This is a genomic window from Streptomyces aculeolatus (genome assembly GCF_020400605.1).
GTDB lineage: Bacteria > Actinomycetota > Actinomycetes > Streptomycetales > Streptomycetaceae > Streptomyces > Streptomyces aculeolatus.
Genome location: NZ_JAINRD010000029.1, coordinates 19,072 through 35,982 on the forward strand (window position 1 = coordinate 19,072; position 16,911 = coordinate 35,982).

12 protein-coding genes are annotated in these 16,911 nt (G+C 74.8%); 4 read left to right on the forward strand and 8 right to left on the reverse strand.

The genetic code is table 11. The features are described 5' to 3' along the window. Positions 1–16: 16 nt before the first annotated feature. The 8 genes from ftsW to rsmH form a co-directional block, all read right to left on the reverse strand. A complete protein-coding gene (gene ftsW, locus LG396_RS33885) occupies positions 17–1,432 on the reverse strand; it encodes a putative lipid II flippase FtsW (protein ID WP_225797683.1) in 1,416 nt (471 codons plus the stop codon). A 190-nt stretch (positions 1,433–1,622) separates the two neighbouring features. Next, positions 1,623–3,059 carry a UDP-N-acetylmuramoyl-L-alanine--D-glutamate ligase gene (gene murD, locus LG396_RS33890; RefSeq protein WP_225797684.1) on the reverse strand — a complete coding sequence of 479 codons (1,437 nt, stop codon included), beginning with the start codon at positions 3,057–3,059 and terminating at the stop codon, positions 1,623–1,625. Between the two features lie 28 nt (positions 3,060–3,087). After that, positions 3,088–4,158: a phospho-N-acetylmuramoyl-pentapeptide-transferase gene (mraY, locus tag LG396_RS33895; protein WP_018837705.1), complete on the reverse strand. Its 1,071-nt coding sequence runs from the start codon at positions 4,156–4,158 to the stop codon at positions 3,088–3,090. Further along, on the reverse strand, positions 4,155–5,582 hold the full coding sequence (locus LG396_RS33900; RefSeq protein ID WP_018837704.1) for a UDP-N-acetylmuramoyl-tripeptide--D-alanyl-D-alanine ligase: 1,428 nt from the start codon (positions 5,580–5,582) through the stop codon (positions 4,155–4,157). The genes mraY and LG396_RS33900 overlap by 4 nt, the downstream gene beginning before the upstream one ends. Next, on the reverse strand, positions 5,579–7,354 hold the full coding sequence (locus tag LG396_RS33905; protein WP_372483623.1) for a UDP-N-acetylmuramoyl-L-alanyl-D-glutamate--2,6-diaminopimelate ligase: 1,776 nt from the start codon (positions 7,352–7,354) through the stop codon (positions 5,579–5,581). Before LG396_RS33905 ends, LG396_RS33900 begins: the two co-directional genes overlap by 4 nt. A 24-nt stretch (positions 7,355–7,378) precedes the next feature. Continuing rightward, on the reverse strand, positions 7,379–9,454 hold the full coding sequence (locus LG396_RS33910) for a peptidoglycan D,D-transpeptidase FtsI family protein (protein WP_225797686.1): 2,076 nt from the start codon (positions 9,452–9,454) through the stop codon (positions 7,379–7,381). Beyond that, positions 9,451–10,050 carry a cell division protein FtsL gene (gene ftsL, locus LG396_RS33915; RefSeq protein ID WP_225797687.1) on the reverse strand — a complete coding sequence of 200 codons (600 nt, stop codon included), beginning with the start codon at positions 10,048–10,050 and terminating at the stop codon, positions 9,451–9,453. Before ftsL ends, LG396_RS33910 begins: the two co-directional genes overlap by 4 nt. Before the next feature lie 22 nt (positions 10,051–10,072). After that, a complete protein-coding gene (rsmH, locus tag LG396_RS33920; RefSeq protein ID WP_372483624.1) occupies positions 10,073–11,035 on the reverse strand; it encodes a 16S rRNA (cytosine(1402)-N(4))-methyltransferase RsmH in 963 nt (320 codons plus the stop codon). Between the two features lie 295 nt (positions 11,036–11,330). Between rsmH and LG396_RS33925 the strand changes: the two genes are divergently transcribed. The 4 genes from LG396_RS33925 (at position 11,331) to LG396_RS33940 (ending at position 16,858) form a co-directional block, all read left to right on the forward strand. Next, positions 11,331–11,891, forward strand: a complete 561-nt coding sequence (locus LG396_RS33925; RefSeq protein WP_018844115.1) for a beta-class carbonic anhydrase — start codon at positions 11,331–11,333, stop codon at positions 11,889–11,891. Positions 11,892–12,037: 146 nt separating this feature from the next. Beyond that, positions 12,038–13,075, forward strand: a complete 1,038-nt coding sequence (locus LG396_RS33930) for an AAA family ATPase (protein WP_026276394.1) — start codon at positions 12,038–12,040, stop codon at positions 13,073–13,075. Then, on the forward strand, positions 13,075–14,466 hold the full coding sequence (locus LG396_RS33935; RefSeq protein ID WP_145901575.1) for a DUF58 domain-containing protein: 1,392 nt from the start codon (positions 13,075–13,077) through the stop codon (positions 14,464–14,466). The genes LG396_RS33930 and LG396_RS33935 overlap by 1 nt, the downstream gene beginning before the upstream one ends. Position 14,467: 1 nt before the next feature. Continuing rightward, positions 14,468–16,858, forward strand: a complete 2,391-nt coding sequence (locus LG396_RS33940) for a transglutaminase TgpA family protein (protein ID WP_037750041.1) — start codon at positions 14,468–14,470, stop codon at positions 16,856–16,858. Positions 16,859–16,911: the final 53 nt, after the last annotated feature.

Below are 16,911 nucleotides of genomic sequence, written 5' to 3' on the forward strand. Positions count from 1 at the left end.
GCCCGCCGGCGGTCCGTCACCTTGTTTTCCTGGCTCTTCTGGCCGTTCCAGCCGTGCTCTCCGGTCTTTTTCCGGCGAGCACCCTTCTAGCAGACTGCAGCACCCCCGCGGGCCGCATGGCCAGCGCCGCCCGCGCCGCCGGTTCCTCACGCGCGAACGCGATCAGCAACCCCACGGCGAACATCGCCGGCAGCAGGGCGGAGCCTCCGTAGGAGAACAGCGGGAGCGGGACGCCGGCGATGGGCAGCAGTCCCAGGACCGCACCGATGTTGATCACGACCTGCGCCATGATCCAGGCGGTCACGCCTCCCGCGGCGTACCTTACGAAGGCGTCCTCCGTACGTCCGGCCACGCGGATACCCGCATAGCCTAGAGCCGCGAAGAGTGCCAGCACCGACAGCGTCCCCGCCAGGCCGAGTTCCTCCCCGGTCACGGCGAAGATGAAGTCGGTGTGCGGTTCCGGGAGTTCGCCCCATTTTTCCATACTCGCGCCGAGCCCCGAGCCGAACCAGCCGCCGGAGGCCAGCGCGTAGATGCCGTGCAGGCCCTGCCAGCAGACGTCGCCGGGCCCGGGCTCGGTGGCGCCGATGCAGCGCAGCCGGTCCATGCGGTGCGGGCTGGAGGTGAACAGCACGACGGTCAGCGTCGCGCCGACCGCGATGACGGTGGCGAACAGCCGGGTCGGGGCGCCGGCCACCCACAGCAGGCCCAGCAGGATCGCGCCGAGGATCATCGCGGTGCCCATGTCGCCGCCGAGCATGATGAGGCCGAGCAGCAGCATCGCGACCGGCACCAGCGGCACCAGCATGTGCTTCCACTGGGTGAGCAGCTTCTTGTCCTGTTTACGCGCCAGCAGGTCGGCGCCCCACATCACCAGCGCCAGCTTGCCGAACTCGCTGGGCTGGAGCTGGAACGGGCCGCCGAAGTTCAGCCAGTTGGTGTTGCCGTTGACCGACTGCCCTATCCCCGGCACCTGCACCAGGGCCATCAGGAACAGCGACATCGCCAGCATCGGGTACGCCAGCGCGCGGTGCAGCCGGATCGGCATCCGGGCGGCGACGAGCAGCAGGATGGTGCCCAGGGCGGCGGCGACGAGTTGCTTGCGGAAGTAGTACGTGGACGCCAGGCCGCTGTTGAGGGCCTCGATCTGGGAGGCGGAGAAGACCATCACCAGGCCCAGCACGGTGATCAGCAGACTGCCGCCGAGCAGCAGGTAGTACGCGGTCAGCGGCCGGTCCCAGGCCCGGCGCACGCGGCGCGTGAGCCGGCGCAATCCGGCGGGCCCCGCGCCCCCTCGACCGGCCGGGCGCGCGGCGGGGACGGAGCGGGCCGTGGCGCGGCCCGCACGGGCCGGCCGCTGCGGGGTCTTCGACGCCGCACCGCGCGCGGCTGCCGGCCGCCGCGCGCGCCGCTCCTGGTCCGCTCTGCTCATCCGCCGTCTCCTCGCTGGCACCGCACTCCGCCCATGGGCAACGAGGTTGCCACGCCGACGCCCCGCCCGGGGGCGCGACGCGACGGCAGGCCGGTCACATCGGGGCGCCGGCCGGTGCGCGGCCGGCGGCGGGCTCCACGGCCTGCCGTCCGGATCACGCCGGCCCGCCAGAGACCCTGGGGTACAGACCCTAGTCCCGGCCGGCGGCCAGTTCGTGTACCGCGGCGGCGAAGACCTCGCCGCGCACGTTGTAGTTCGTGAACATGTCCATCGACGCGCACGCCGGCGCCAGCAGCACGGTGTCGCCCTCCCGGGCCAGCCGCGCCGCCTCGGCGACCGCCGCCGCCATCGCGCCGGAGTCCGTCCGGCCGACGTCCACCACCGGCACGTCCGGCGCGTGCCGCGCGAGCGCGTCGGCGATCAGGGCCCGGTCCCGGCCGAGCAGCACGGCGCCGCGCAGCCGCTGCGCCGCGCCCGCGACGAGGTCGTCGAAGGTCGCTCCCTTGGCCAGCCCGCCGGCGATCCACACGATGCCGTCGTACGCGGCCAGCGAGGCTTCCGTGGCGTGGGTGTTGGTGGCCTTGGAGTCGTCCACGTACGTCACTCCGCCGACCTCGGCGACGCGTTCGATGCGGTGCGGCTCGGGGCGGAAGGCGCGCAGCCCCGCGCGTACGGCCGCGGGCGGGGCGCCGTACGCGCGCGCCAGGGCCGCGGCGGCAAGGGCGTTGGCGACGTTGTGCGGGGCGGGCGGCTGGACGTCGGCGACGTCGGCCAGTTCCTGCGCCGTGCGCTGCGGGTCCGGCACGAACGCCCGGTCCACCAGCAGCCCGTCGACGACGCCGAGCTGCCCCGGGGCGGGCGCGCCGAGGGTGAACCCGACCGCGCGGCAGCCCTCCTCGACGTCGGCCTTGCGCACCAGTTCCTCGGTGACCGGGTCGGCGGCGTTGTAGACGCACGCCACGCGGTTGCCCTCGTAGATGCGGCCCTTGTCGGCGGCGTACGCGTCCATGGAGCCGTGCCAGTCGAGGTGGTCCGGCGCGAGGTTGAGGACGGCGGCGGAGTGGGCGCGTACGGACGACGCCCAGTGCAGCTGGTAGCTGGACAGCTCGACGGCGAGCACGTCGAGGTCCGCGTACGGGCCGTGGCCGGTGACGACGTCGACGAGCGGGACGCCGATGTTGCCGACGGCGGCGGTGCGCAGCCCGGCCGCTTCCAGCATGGCGGCGAGCATCTTCACGGCGGTGGTCTTGCCGTTGGTGCCGGTGACCGCCAGCCAGTCGGCCGGCGGCCGGCCCGACGGCGACGGGCCGCGCAGCCGCCAGGCCAGCTCCACGTCGCCCCAGACGGGCACCCCGGCCGCCTCGGCGGCGGCGAAGAGCGGGGCGGCGGGCTTCCACCCGGGCGTGGTGACGACCAGCTCCGTGCCCTCGGGCAGGGTGTCGCTGTCGCCGAGGCGTACGGTCACGCCCAGCGGCGCCAGCTCCGCGGCCTGCGCCCGGGCCCGGTCGTGGTCCGCGCCGTCGACGACGGTGACCTCGGCGCCGAGCCGGTGCAGCGCGCGGGCCGCGGGGCCGCCGCTGACGCCGAGCCCCGCCACCGTCACACGCCGCCCGGCGAACTCGCTCATGCCGGCTCCCCGGCCGCGCCCCGGCGGCTCACCTTCGGGCCGCCCAGCCGGCGTAGAAGATGCCGAGGCCGACGATCACGCACATGCCCTGGATGATCCAGAATCTGACCACCACGAGCACTTCGCTCCAGCCCTTCAGTTCGAAGTGATGCTGTAGTGGCGCCATTCTGAAGACGCGTTTCCCGGTCATCCGGAACGACCCGACCTGGATCACCACGGACAGCGTGATCAGGACGAACAGGCCGCCGAGGATGGCCAGGAGCAGCTCGGTGCGGGAGGCGATGGCCAGGCCCGCGAGCGCGCCGCCCAGGGCCAGGGAGCCGGTGTCGCCCATGAAGATCTTCGCGGGCGAGGTGTTCCACCACAGGAAGCCGAAGCAGGCGCCCATCAGCGCGGAGGCGACGACGGCGAGGTCGAGCGGGTCGCGTACGTCGTAGCAGGCGGCCGGGTTGGTCAGGGTGTCGGCGTTGATGCAGGACTCCTGGTACTGCCAGACGCCGATGAAGACGTACGCGCCGAAGACCATCACCGAGGCGCCGGTGGCCAGGCCGTCCAGGCCGTCGGTGAGGTTCACGCCGTTGGACATCGCCAGGATCATGAACAGCGCCCAGATGACGAACAGCACCGGGCCGATCGACCAGCCGAAGTCCTGGGTGAAGGAGAGCTTGGTGGACGCGGGCGTCAGTTCGCGGGCGTCCTCGAAGTTCAGCGAGAGCACCGCGAAGGCGATGCCGACCGTGAACTGGCCGAGCATCTTCGCCTTGGCCCGCAGGCCCAGGCTGCGCTGCTTGACGATCTTGATGTAGTCGTCGAGGAAGCCGACCAGGCCCAGGCCGGCCATCAGGAAGAGCACCAGCAGCCCGGAGTACGTGGGCGAACTGCTGGTGGCCACCTTGGTGATCGCGTACGCGATGATCGTGGCCAGGATGAACGCGACGCCGCCCATGGTCGGCGTGCCCCGCTTGCTGTGGTGCGCCTGCGGGCCGTCGTCGCGGATGAACTGCCCGTAGCCCCGGCGGGCCAGGAGCTTGATCAGCAGTGGGGTGCCGATGAGGGAGAAGAAGAGCCCGAGGGCCCCGGAGAAGAGGATCTGCCTCATCGGGCGGCGCCCTCCTCGAGCAGCGCGTCCGCCACGCGCCACAGTGCCTCGGATCTGGACGCCTTGACGAGCACGACATCTCCCGGTCGCAGCTCGCCGCGCATCAGGTCGACCGCCGCGTCGACGTCGGACACGTGCACCGACTCCTCACCCCACGAACCCTCGTTCTTCGCGCCCATGTCCAGCCAGGCGGCCTCCTGCCGGCCCACTGCCACGAGCTTGCTGATGCCCAGGCGGACGGCCAGCCGGCCCACGCCGTCGTGCTCGGCCATGGCGTGGTCGCCCAGTTCGGCCATCGCGCCCAGCACGGCGAACGTCCGGCCCCCCGGCGCCGTGCTGCCCCGTCCCATGGCGGCGAGCGCGCGCAGCGCGGCCCGCGTGGACTCGGGGTTGGCGTTGTACGCGTCGTTGACGACCGTCACGCCGTCCGCCCGCCGCCTGACCTCCATGCGCCGGCCCGACAGGGCCTCGGCGGCGGAGAGCGCCTCGGCGATCCGCGCCGGGGGCATGCCCAGCTCGTACGCGACGGCGGCGGCGGCAAGCGCGTTCGACACGTGGTGCTCACCGTACAGCCGCATGATCACACCGGCGCTGCCGGCGGGCGTGTGCAGGGTGAATTCCGGCCGTCCGTCATCGGTGAGGCGGACGTCCGAGGCGCGTACGTCGGCCTCGGGCGCCTCGCCGTAGTAGACGGTCCTGGCCCGGGTACGGGACGCCATCGCGCGGACGTAGGGGTCGTCGGCGTTGAGCACCGCGACCCCGCCGTCCGCCCCCGGCGGCAGCGCCTCGACCAGCTCGCCCTTGGCCTCGGCGATCTGCTCCCGGCCGCCGAACTCGCCGATGTGCGCGCTGCCGACGTTGAGCACGAGCCCGATGCGCGGCGGCGTCACGTCGGCCAGCTCGCGGATGTGGCCGAGGCCGCGCGCGCCCATCTCCAGCAGCAGGTACCGGGTCTCGGGGGCGGCCTGGAGGGCCGTGACGGGATGGCCGATCTCGTTGTTGAACGACCCGTGGGTGTAGACCGTCGGGCCGAGGCGCTGGAGCAGCTGGGCGAGCAGGTCCTTGGTGGACGTCTTGCCCGAGGAGCCGGTGAGCGCGACGAGCGCGGTGAGCGAGTCGGCGAGGCGGGCGACGACGTGCTTGGCCAGCGCGCTGAGCGCCGGGGGCACGGAGCGGACCACGACGGTCGGCACGCCCTCGACGGGGCGGGTGCCCAGGACGCCGGTGGCACCGGCGGCGACGGCGAGGGGGGCGTAGTCGTGCCCGTCGACGTGCTCGCCGGTGAACGCGGCGAAGAGGCTGCCCGGTTCCGCCTGCCGCGAGTCGATGACCACGGGGCGGGTGACCAGCGCCTGCGGGTCGGCCACGCCGTGCAGCTCGCCTCCGGTCAGCTCGGCGACCTCGGCGAGGCTGAGCGGAATCACCGTGCGCCTCCGGCGGGTTCGGCAGGATCAGCGGGCTCTGCGGGATCCGCGTGCTGCGGGTCCGCGGGGGCGGCGCCCGGCCGCTCCCGGATCGCCCTGCGCAGCTCGTCGCGGTCGTCGAAGGGCCGTACGACACCGGCGGTGTCCTGGCCCTGCTCGTGGCCCTTGCCGGCGATCAGCACCGTGTCGCCGGCGCCCGCGCGGGCCACCGCGATGTCGATGGCGCCCGCCCGGTCGGCCTCGACCAGCACGTCGCCGCGCTCGTAGACCGGCACCTCGGCGGCGCCGGCGAGCATCGCGGCGAGGATCGCGAGGGGGTCCTCGGAGCGGGGGTTGTCGGAGGTGAGCACCGCGGTGTCGGCGAGCCGGGCGGCGGCGGCACCCATGGGGCCGCGCTTGTGCGGGTCGCGGTCGCCGCCGCAGCCGACGACGACGTGCAGCCGGTTCTCGGTGACCTTGCGCAGGGCGCGCAGCACGGACTCCAGCGCGTCGGGCTTGTGCGCGTAGTCGACGACGGCGAGGTAGCGCTGGCCCGCGTCGACCCGCTCCAGCCGGCCCGGCACGCCCGGCACGGCGGCCACGCCGCCCGCGGCGGTGGCCGGGTCGACGCCGGCGGTGACGAGCGCGGCGATGGCGGCGAGGGTGTTGGAGACGTTGAACGTGCCGGGCAGCGGGGCCTCGGCGGGGATCGCGACGCCGTCGGGGCCGACGGCGGTGAACGTGGAGCCGAGCACGCCGATCTCCACGTCCTCGGCGCGCCAGTCGGCGTCCGGGTGGCCCTCGGCGGAGTACGTGGTCACGGGGTAGCTGCCGCCGCCGTCGGGGGTCGCGGCCTCCTCGGCCAGCCGGGCCCCGTACTCGTCGTCGATGTTGACGACGCCGGCGCGCGACCTGGCCGGCGTGAAGAGCTGCGCCTTCGCCCGGAAGTAGTCCTCCATGTCGGTGTGGAAGTCCAGGTGCTCCGGGCTGAGGTTGGTGAAGACGGCGACGTCGAAGAGGACGCCGTCGACCCGGCCGAGCACCAGCGCGTGGCTGGAGACCTCCATCGCCACCGACGCGACGCCGCGCTGCCGCATGACGGCGAAGAGCGCCTGGAGGTCCGTCGCCTCCGGCGTGGTCCGCTCCGACTTCAGCCGCTCGTCGCCGATGCGCGTCTCGACGGTGCCGATGAGGCCGGTGAGCCCGGCGCCGTCCTTCTCGGCCGCGGCCCGCAGCCCGCCCTCGACGAGGTACGCGGTCGTGGTCTTGCCCGACGTGCCGGTGACCCCGATCTGCAGCAGGTCCCGCCCCGGCTCGCCGTAGACCGCGGCGGCCAGCTCCCCCATCCGCCCGCGCGGGTCGCCGGAGACCAGCACCGGCAGCCCGGTGCCGGCGGCGCGCTCCATGCCGGCCGGGTCGGTGAGCACCGCGGCGGCGCCCAGGTCGGCGGCCTGCGCGGCGAAGTCCGCGCCGTGCAGCCGGGCGCCGGGCAGCGCGGCGTAGACGTCGCCGGGGCGTACGGCGCGGGAGTCGTGGGTGATGCCGGTGACGGTGACGCCCCCGGCCGCGCCGGTGACACCGGTGCCCAGCCGGTCGGCCAGATCCGTGAGCGGTACGGGGCCGACCTCGGCGGGGCGGGGCGCCCCCGGATGGTTCGCCGGGGCGCCCGACGCTTCCTGGTGGGACTGATCGGGGTGGGGCACGGCGGGCAGCGTACCGGGCCCGCCTGCCGCACCGCCAAGCCAGGGGGGCCGCGGTTCGCGGTTCCCCGGATCGTCCGTGATTGTGCTCACTGCGCAGGTCCGATCTTTCAGTGCTTATCCGCCGTCGGCCACGCCGCCGGCGTCCGTACCCTCGCCGCCGTCCCCGCCCGTGCCGTCGGTGCCGGCGCCGAAAGTGACCGGCATCGGCGGCGGCTTGACCCCGGTGGGCGGCACCTGGAGGGTCTTGAGCGCGAACTCCATGACCTTCTTGTACACGGGGCCGCAGATCTGGCCGCCGAAGTAGCTGCCCTCGGTGGGGTTCTGGATCGCGCAGTACACGGTCACGCGCGGCGCGTCCGCGGGGGCGAAGCCCGCGAACGAGGCGGTGTAGCCGCTGTAGCGGCCCGTCTGCGGGTCCACCCTGTTGGAGGTGCCGGTCTTGCCGGCGGCGCGGTAGCCCGGGATGCGGGCCTTCACGCCGGTGCCCTGGTCGTCGTCGACGACGGACTCCAGCATCCGGGAGAGGGTCCTGGCCGTCTTCCCGCTGACGACGCGGTCCTCCTCCGGCTCGGGCGCCGGGTCGAAGCGGCCGTCGGGGCCGCGGCTGCCGCGGACGAGGGTGGGCTCGATGCGTACGCCGCCGTTGGCGACGGTCGAGTACACGGAGGCGGCCTGCATGGCGTTCACGGACAGGCCCTGCCCGAACGGGATCGTGTACTGCTGCGCCGCGTCCCACTCGGCCGGGGGCTTCAGCAGGCCGGGGGTCTCGCCCGCGACGCCGAGGCCGCTGCGCCGGCCGAGGCCGAAGTCGCTGAGGTAGGAGTGGAGGACCTTGTTGGCCTGCTTCTGGTTCTCCCCCAGCTGCTCGACGGCGAGGATCGTGCCGATGTTGCTGGACTTGGCGAGCACGCCGTTGAGCGTCAGGTACCAGGTCGGGTGCTCGACGTCGTCGTGGAAGGCGTGGCCGCCGCGGGGCAGCACGTTCGGCACGGTCACCCGGGTCTCCGGGGTGGCGGCCTCCTCCTCCAGCACGGCGGCCATGGAGATGACCTTGTTGACGCTGCCGGGCTCGTACGCGTCCTCCAGGGCCGGGTTGCCGAGGGTGCCCCGGGTGGCGCCGGACAGGTCGTTGGGGTCGAAGCCGGGGGCGTTGGCCATGGCCAGGATCTCGCCGGTGCGGGTGTCCTGCACGATGACGTAGCCGCGGTCCGCCTCGGAGGCGTCGACCTGCTTCTCCAGGGCGGTCTGCGCCGCCCACTGGATGTCGCGGTCGATGGTCAGCTCGACGTCGGAGCCGGGCTCGGCGGGGTTCTCCTCGGCGTCCGCGGTGGGGATGCGGCGGCCGGCGGACTGGGCGTAGACGAGCTTGCCGTCCTTGCCGGCGAGCAGCTTGTCGTGCTGCCGCTCGACGCCCCCGCCGCCGTCGCCCTCGGCGTTGACGAAGCCCAGTATCCCGGCGGCCAGGTCGCCGTTAGGGTAGACGCGCTTGTTCCGCTCCTCCGCGAACACCCCGCCGAGCACGTTCCGCTTGCCGCCCGCCGCCTCGCGGTCGGCGGACTCGGACTTGAGCTTCTTGATCTCGTCCCAGACCTGCGGCGTCTGCATCGACGCGAGCTTGACGTAGCGCGAGTCGGGGGTGGCGAGCTTGGCCTCGAGGTCCGCTGCGTCCGCCTTCAGCACGGGGGCCAGCGCCTCGGCGGCCCGCCGGGGCGCGTCTTTGACGTCGGCCTGCTCTGGCGTGAAGAGGTACGGGTCGGCGGTGATGTCGTACGCGTCGACCGTGGTGGCCAGCTCGACGCCGTTGCGGTCGGTGATGACGCCGCGCTCGGCGCTGAGCGTCATCGGCACGTACCGGTTGACCTGGGCCTTCTCCGCGTACTCGGCGGCGTCCACGGCCTGCACCTGGAGCAGCCGGGCGGTGAAGGCGAGCAGGAGGAGGGTCAGGCCGACGCTGACGAGGCGCAGCCGGGGGCGGGGCGAGGCGAGCCGGATCCGCGGGCCGCCCGCGGCGGGCCGGCGGGGGCCGGAGGAGGACGCCCGGGTACGGGGCCGGGGCCGGTCGGCACCGCCGCCGCCCCCGCCGCTCGCGGGGCGCGGCACGCGGCGGCTCGGGGCGCGGTCGCGGCCGTCGCGGCCGTCGCGGCCGTCGCGGCCGTCGCCGGAGGAACTGCCGGAGCCGCGGGTCGTCACGGTGCCTCCTCGGTGGCGGGCGGCGGGGCGGCGGCCGAGGGAGAGGCGGAGGTCCCGGGTGCGGGGGACGCCGGCGGCTCCGCCGCGGGCTCCTCCGCCCGCCCGCCTCCGCCGGCCCCCGCCGCCTCGGCCTTCTCGGCTTCCTCCGCTTTCTCGGCTGCCCGTGCCTTCGCGTCCGCGTCCCGATCGTCCCGCGACGGCTCCGCCGCGTCCGCCGGGCTCGGCGCCGGCGGCGGAGGGCCTGTCGCCGTCCAGGGCTCGCCGCGTACGCCGCCCTCCGGCGAGAGGAAGACCGGCGGCCCGCCCGGGACCATGCCCAGCTCCCTGGCCCGCTCCTCCAGCGCGTCCGGCGCCGACTGCTCCTCCACGTCCTGGCGCAGCCGCTGCTCCTCGTCCGTCAGCCGCGTCGTCTCCTTCTTCAGGTTGCCGACGCGGAACGAGCCCTGGTTGACGGCCGCGTTGAGCAGCAGCAGCGCGAGCAGGCCCGCGCCCAGCAGCACCACCACGAGCAGGACGAACGGCGTGCGCGCCGCCGAGCTGCCGCCCAGCAGCCGGGCGCCGCCCTCGCGCGGGAACGCGATCCTCGGCCGCCTCACGGCGCACCCGCTCCGCTCCGGCTCACACGTCCTCCCGGATCCGCTCCGCCGCCCGCAGCCGCGCGGGGGCGGCCCTGCGGTTCTCCGCGATCTCCTCCTCCGCCGGCAGCTCCGCGCCGCGGGTGAGGAGCCGCAGCCGCGGCTGGTGGTGCTCCGGGACCACGGGCAGCCCGGGCGGCGCGGTGCTCGCGGCGCCCGCGGCGAGCACCCGCTTGACGAGCCGGTCCTCCAGCGACTGGTACGCGAGCACGGCGATCCGCCCGCCGACGGCCAGCGCCGCGACGGCCGCGGGCACGGCCCGTTCCAGGACCGCCAGCTCGCCGTTGACCTCGATGCGCAGCGCCTGGAACGTGCGCTTCGCGGGGTTGCCCCCGGTGCGCTTCGCGGCCTGCGGCAGCGCCTCGCGGATCACGTCGACCAGCCGCGCGCTGCGCGCGAACGGCTCCTTCTGCCGCTCGCGGACCACGGCCTCGACGATGCGCCGCGCCTGCTTCTCCTCACCGTACGCGCGCAGGATGCGCACCAACTCGCCCGGCGGGTACGTGTTCAGCACCTCGGCCGCGCCCACGCCCCGGGTCTGGTCCATCCGCATGTCCAGCGGCGCGTCCTGCGCGTACGCGAAGCCGCGCTCGGCCTCGTCGAGCTGCATGGACGACACGCCCAGGTCGAAGAGGACGCCCTGCACCGGGCCGACGCCGAGTCTCCCGAGCACGTCGGGAAGCTCGTCGTAGACCGCGTGCGCCAGCGTCACCCGCCCGGTGTACGGGGCCAGCCGCCGCCCCGCCAGCTCCAGGGCGGCGGGGTCGCGGTCCAGCGCGACGAGCCGCAGCCCGGGGTGGGCGGCGAGCAGGGCCTCGCTGTGGCCGCCGAGGCCCAGCGTGCAGTCGACGGCCACGGCGCCCGGCTGGGAGAGCGCGGGCGCCAGCAGTTCGGTGGTGCGGCGGAGCATGACGGGAACGTGGACAGCGGCGCGTGCGTCGTTCACGGTGCCGCCTCCTGTCCCACCCGTTGGCCGAAGGGGAGCGGCCGCTGCCGCCCTGCGCGGCGGCGCCGGCCGGGCCCGGAGCGGGCCGCCGGCCGCGCGTGCGACGGGCGAACCGCATGAAAGGGGGCGCCACGGCTCCCACTTCGCGTCACTTTAGCCCACTGCACCCCCCGGTCGGTCAAGGACCGAAGGCGCGCCCCGCCCCGCCGGCGGGCCGGTGCCGCGCGTATTGCTCCCTGTGGGCTACCTCACGCGGACCCGGCAGCGGGGCCCCGGCCCGGATACCGTCGTAGGCATGACGCCTGCTGAGAGCTCGACGTCCCGCAAGAGCCCCGTCGCCACCCCCACCGTCACCGACAAGCTCGTGTCCGCCAACCGCGGATACGCCGGCGGCTTCGCCGACCCCGGCATGGACGCCAAACCCGTGCTGCGGGTGGCGGTGGTCGCGTGCATGGACGCCCGCCTGGACCTGCACGCCGCGCTCGGCCTGGAGCTGGGCGACTGCCACACGATCCGCAACGCCGGCGGCGTGGTCACCGACGACACCATCCGCTCGCTGACCATCAGCCAGCGTGCCCTGGGCACCCGCAGCGTGGTGCTGATCCACCACACGGACTGCGGCCTGCTGCGGATCACCGAGGAGTTCCGCTTCGAGCTGGAGGCCGAGGTCGGGCAGCGGCCGGCCTGGTCGGTCGAGTCGTTCCGCGACCTGGACCAGGACGTGCGCCAGTCCATCCGCCGGGTGGAGACCTCCCCGTTCCTCCTGCACACCGACGACGTGCGAGGCTTCGTGTTCGACGTCCGCACGGGACTGCTCCGCGAGGTGTCCGCGGAGCAAATCACGGCGGGCGACTGACGAAACCGGCATTCGGCAGCAAGAATGCGGGTGTGGTGGCTCCGTTCCGCGCCGGCCGCGCCGGCGCGCGCGGGGCACCACGGTATCGGGGAGGGCCGGACCGCGACCGCGGGCGCACGGCCCGTGCGACGGGCCGAGGAGGGCCGGTGACGACGTATGACGAGCGAGCGAGCCTCAGCGATCTGACACGAACCGCGGACGATGTCCGGCGGTCGGTGGAGAGCGTGATCGAGGGCAAGCCCGAGGCGGTCAGGCTGTCGCTGACCGTCCTGCTCGCCGAGGGCCACCTCTTGATCGAGGACGTGCCGGGCGTCGGGAAGACCATGCTCGCCAAGGCGCTGGCGAAGTCGATCGACTGCTCGGTGCGCCGCATCCAGTTCACACCCGACCTGCTGCCCTCCGACATCACCGGCGTGAGCGTCTACGACCAGCAGAGCCGGGACTTCGAGTTCAAGCCCGGCGCGATCTTCGCCCAGATCGTCATCGGCGACGAGATCAACCGGGCCTCCCCCAAGACCCAGTCGGCGCTGCTGGAGTCGATGGAGGAGCGGCAGGTCACCATCGACACGCAGACGTACGAGCTGCCCAGCCCGTTCATGGTGGTCGCCACCCAGAACCCCATCGAGATGGAGGGCACGTACCCGCTGCCCGAGGCCCAGCGCGACCGCTTCATGGCCCGGCTGTCCATCGGCTACCCCAGCCCGGAGGCGGAGCTGGAGATGCTGGACGTGCACGGCGGGGTCTCCCCGCTGGGCGACCTGCAGCCGGTCGCGCACGCCCACGACATCGTCAAGCTGATCGACGCGGTGCGCACGGTGCACGTCGCGGACTCCGTCCGGCGCTACGCGGTCGACCTGGTCACCGCCACCCGGCAGCACCAGGAGCTGCGGCTCGGCGCCTCGCCGCGGGCCACGCTGCACCTGCTGCGGGCGGCGAAGGCCGCCGCGGCGCTGGCCGGGCGGGAGTTCACGCTGCCCGACGACGTGCAGGCGCTGGCCGTGCACGTGCTCGCGCACCGGCTGCTGCCCACGGCCCAGGCCCAGCTCAACCGGCGGACGGCCGAGCAGATCGTCGCCGAGATCCTCCAGCAGGTGCCGGTGCCCGCCGCCGACATGCAGCGGCCGCCGCAGATGCCGCCCGCGTACGGCGGCGGCGCGCACAGCCCGGACGGCCGGCGGTTCTGATGTCCGGCCAGCCCCCGCCCGCCCCCGCCGCGCCGCCCGCGGGCCAGGACGCCCAGGCGGGCGGGATGCGTACGGCCCTGGCCGGCACCACCACGCGCGGCCGCTCGTTCCTGGCCGCCGGGCTCGCGGCCGGTGCGTGCAGCTACATACTGGGCCAGCCCGACCTGCTGCGGGTGGGGCTGCTGCTGGCCGCGCTGCCGCTGGTGTGCGCGGCCGTGCTGCACCGCACGCGCTACCGCGTCGGCGGCAGCCGCAAGCTGTCGCCCGCCCGGGTGCCCGCGGGCTCGGAGGCCCGGGTGCACCTGCGGCTGGAGAACGTCTCCCGGCTGCCGACCGGACTGCTGATGCTCCAGGACCGGCTGCCGTACGTGCTGGGCCCCCGGCCCCGCTTCGTGCTGGACCGGGTGGAGCCGGGCGGCAAGCGCGAGGTGACCTACCGGGTCCGCTCCGACCTGCGCGGGCGCTACCCGCTGGGCCCGTTGCAGCTGCGGCTCTCGGACCCGTTCGGCATGTGCGAGATGACCCGCTCCTTCAGCGCGTACGACACGCTGACCGTCGTGCCGCGCACCGAGGCTCTGGCCCCGGTGCGGTTGGCCGGCGAGGCCACCGGCTACGGCGACGGGCGGCACCGCACCCTCGCGCTGGCCGGCGAGGACGACGTCATCCCGCGCGGCTACCGGCACGGCGACGACCTGCGGCGGGTGCACTGGCGCTCCACCGCGAAGTACGGCGAGCTGATGGTCCGCCGCGAGGAGCAGCCGCAGCGCGCGGGCTGCACGGTGCTGCTGGACACCCGGCGCGACGCGTACACCGGCTCCGGCCCCGACTCGCCCTTCGAGTGGGCCGTCTCCGGCGCCGCCTCCGTCGCGCTGCACATGCTGGAGCGCGGCTACACGGTGCGGCTGCTGACCGACGGCGGCGAGCTGGGGGCCGGCGTCGACGGGGCGCTGAACTCCCGCGGCGGCGAGTCGGCCGACGCGGCGGGGGTGCTCCTGGACACCCTCGCGGTCATCGACCACTCCGAGCGGGACACGGTCTCGGCCGCGTACGACGTGCTGCGCGGCGGGCACGAGGGGCTGCTCGTGGCGTTCTTCGGCGACCTGGACGAGGAGCAGGCCGCGCTCGCCGCGCGGATGCGGCAGCGGACGGCGGCGGGAGTGGCGTTCGTGGCGGACAGCGCGGCCTGGGAGGCGCGGCCCGGCGCGGCCGGCGGCGCGTACGGCGCGGGCCCGGGCGGCGGCGCGGAGGGCGCCGAGCGGGTGCGGCAGCTCCGCGAGGCGGGCTGGACGGTGCTGTCCGTACGGCCCGGGATGACGATGGGCGACCTGTGGCGGGAGGCCGGCAACCAGGCCGGGCAGCTCGCCGCGGCGGCACGCGGAGGCGAGGGCTGAGATGAGCGGACGGGCCCGGCTCGCGGTCTGCGCGGCGGCGGCATCCCTGCTGGCCGCCACGGCGCTGCTGCCGCTGACCGACAGGATGACCTGGTTCTTCAAGGCGGTCTTCGTCGTCGCCGTGATCGGCGGCGTCGGCATGGCCGCCCGCCGCATCCCGCTGGCGCGCCCGCTGACCGTGCTCGCGCAGACCGCGGTCACGGTGGTGCTGCTGACGATGATGTTCGCCGGTGACCAGGCGGCGGGCGGGATCATCCCCAACCCCGCGGCGATAGAGGAGTTCCGGCAGCTCTTCCAGGAGGGCAGCGACGACGTCTCGCGCTACTCCATCCCCGCGCCGGTCACCGACGGCATAGAGCTGATGCTGCTCTCCGGCATCGCCGGGGTGGCGCTGCTGGTGGACGCGGTGGCGGTGACGTTCCGCAGCGCCGCCCCCGCCGGGCTGCCGCTGCTCGCGCTGTACTCCGTCGCCGCCGGGCTCAACCAGGGCGGGAGCTGGCTGACGTTCCTGCTCGCGGGCGCCGGATACCTGCTGCTGCTGCTCGCCGAGGGGCGGGACCGGCTGGCGCAGTGGGGCCGGATGTTCGGCGGCGGCCGGTCGGTGGGCGCTCCCGGCGCGGCCGAAGCGGACGGCGGGCGGCCGATGGCCCCGGTGCGTACGGGCCGGCGGATCGGCGCCGTGGCGCTGGGCTTCGCGCTCGTCGTACCCGCGGCGCTGCCGTCGCTGGACGGCGGGCTGCTGGACGGCAAGACCACCGGGCCCGGCCAGGGCCCCGGCGGCGGTACGGTCACGGCGATCAACCCCGTGGTGCGGCTCCAGCAGAGCCTGAACCAGCCGGAGAACCGCGAGGTCTTCCGCTACCGGGCCGAGGACGGCGCGCAGAACCAGGCGCTGTACATGCGCTTCGTCGCCCTCGACCGGTTCGACGGCACCTCCTGGCAGCCGTCGCGCCGCAGCATCGAGGACATCCCGGACCCGCTGCCCACCCCGCAGGGCTACTCCAACAGCCAGATCAGGTCCGCGCCCATCACGCTGGACATCCGGGCCGACGAGGACTTCCGGCAGCAGTGGCTGCCGATGCCCTACCCCGCGTACCAGGTGCGCATCGGCGACGACTGGCGCTTCGAGCCGGAGGGCCGGTCCGTCGTCGGCGACGGCGGCACCACCACGGGCGGCGTCGACTACCAGGTCACGAGCCTGATCATGGCGCCCACCGCGCGCCAGCTGGCGACCGCGCCCCCGCCCGACCCGGCGCTGAGCGAGGAGTACACGCAGGTGCCCGACTCGCTGCCGGACGAAGTCCGGGAGCAGGCGCAGGAGATCACCCGGGGCTCGGCCAACAACTACGAGCGGGCACTCGCGCTGCAGGACTACTTCACCACCAACTTCGTCTACGACACGGAGACCGACCTCGACGCCTCCGACCCGGAGGCGATCCTCAAGTTCCTCGAGGACAAGCAGGGCTTCTGCGTCCACTTCTCCTTCACGATGGCGGCGATGGCGCGGACGCTCGGCATCCCCGCGCGGGTCGCGGTCGGCTTCGTGCCGGGCACGGCGCAGAGCGACGGGTCGATGTCGGTGGGGCTGCAGGACGCGCACGCCTGGCCCGAGCTGTACTTCGAGGGCGCCGGCTGGACGCGCTTCGAGCCGACCCCGACGCGCGGCACGCTGCCCGACTACACGATGGAGGACACCCCGGGCGGCGGCGGCGACCCCGCGAACGAGCTGCCGGACCGCGGCCAGTCCGCGGCGCCGTCCCCGTCGCCTTCTGCGTCGGAGGACGAGTGCCCGGCGGCGCTGCGGCGGGAGGGCGGCTGCGCGGACGACGACGCGGCCGGCGGCGGCGCCGCGGGCCCGACCGGCGGCGGACCCCCGGCCGCGGGGATCGCGGCGGGGGCGGTCGGTGTGCTGCTGCTTCTGCTGCTGCCGTCGCTGCCCGCGCTGTGGCGCGTACGGGAACGGGGCAGGCGGCTCCGCCCCGGCGCGGGGCCGCTGGCGGCGTGGCGCGAACTGATCGATTCCGCCTGGGACTTCGGGCTGCCACCCGACGAGTCGCAGACGCCGCGGGCGACGGTGGCGGGGCTCATCCGGTTCGGCTCCCTGGACGGCGCGGCGGCGCAGTCGGCGCAGCGGGTGGCCGGGGCGGTGGAGCAGACGCTCTACGCGCCGCGCCCGCGGCAGGTCGACGGGCTGGCGGGAGACGTGCGGCGGGTGCGGACGGCCCTGGGCCGCGGCGCGGGCGCGGGTGCGCGACTGCGTGCGGCGGTGGCACCGCGCTCGTCGGTACGGCTGCTGTGGGCGGTGTCGGCACGCTGGGCGGCGGTGACGGGGCGCTGGCGTGGCGCGGTACGGCGCGCGGGCGCGGCGCTGCGGCCGTCCCGGCAGCCGTAACGCCTCCCGCTGTGGGGCGACGGGCGAGGGGGGCAGGTGCACCCCGTCCCGCC

What these genes read in the sequence shown, in the direction of transcription:
- ftsW (WP_225797683.1), bottom strand. Translation starts at nt 1,432, where the DNA reads ATGAGCAGAGCGGACCAGGAGCGGCGCGCGCGGCGGCCGGCAGCCGCG.
- murD (WP_225797684.1), bottom strand. Translation starts at nt 3,059, where the DNA reads ATGAGCGAGTTCGCCGGGCGGCGTGTGACGGTGGCGGGGCTCGGCGTC.
- mraY (WP_018837705.1), bottom strand. Translation starts at nt 4,158, where the DNA reads ATGAGGCAGATCCTCTTCTCCGGGGCCCTCGGGCTCTTCTTCTCCCTC.
- LG396_RS33925 (WP_018844115.1), top strand. Translation starts at nt 11,331, where the DNA reads ATGACGCCTGCTGAGAGCTCGACGTCCCGCAAGAGCCCCGTCGCCACC.
- LG396_RS33935 (WP_145901575.1), top strand. Translation starts at nt 13,075, where the DNA reads ATGTCCGGCCAGCCCCCGCCCGCCCCCGCCGCGCCGCCCGCGGGCCAG.
- LG396_RS33940 (WP_037750041.1), top strand. Translation starts at nt 14,468, where the DNA reads ATGAGCGGACGGGCCCGGCTCGCGGTCTGCGCGGCGGCGGCATCCCTG.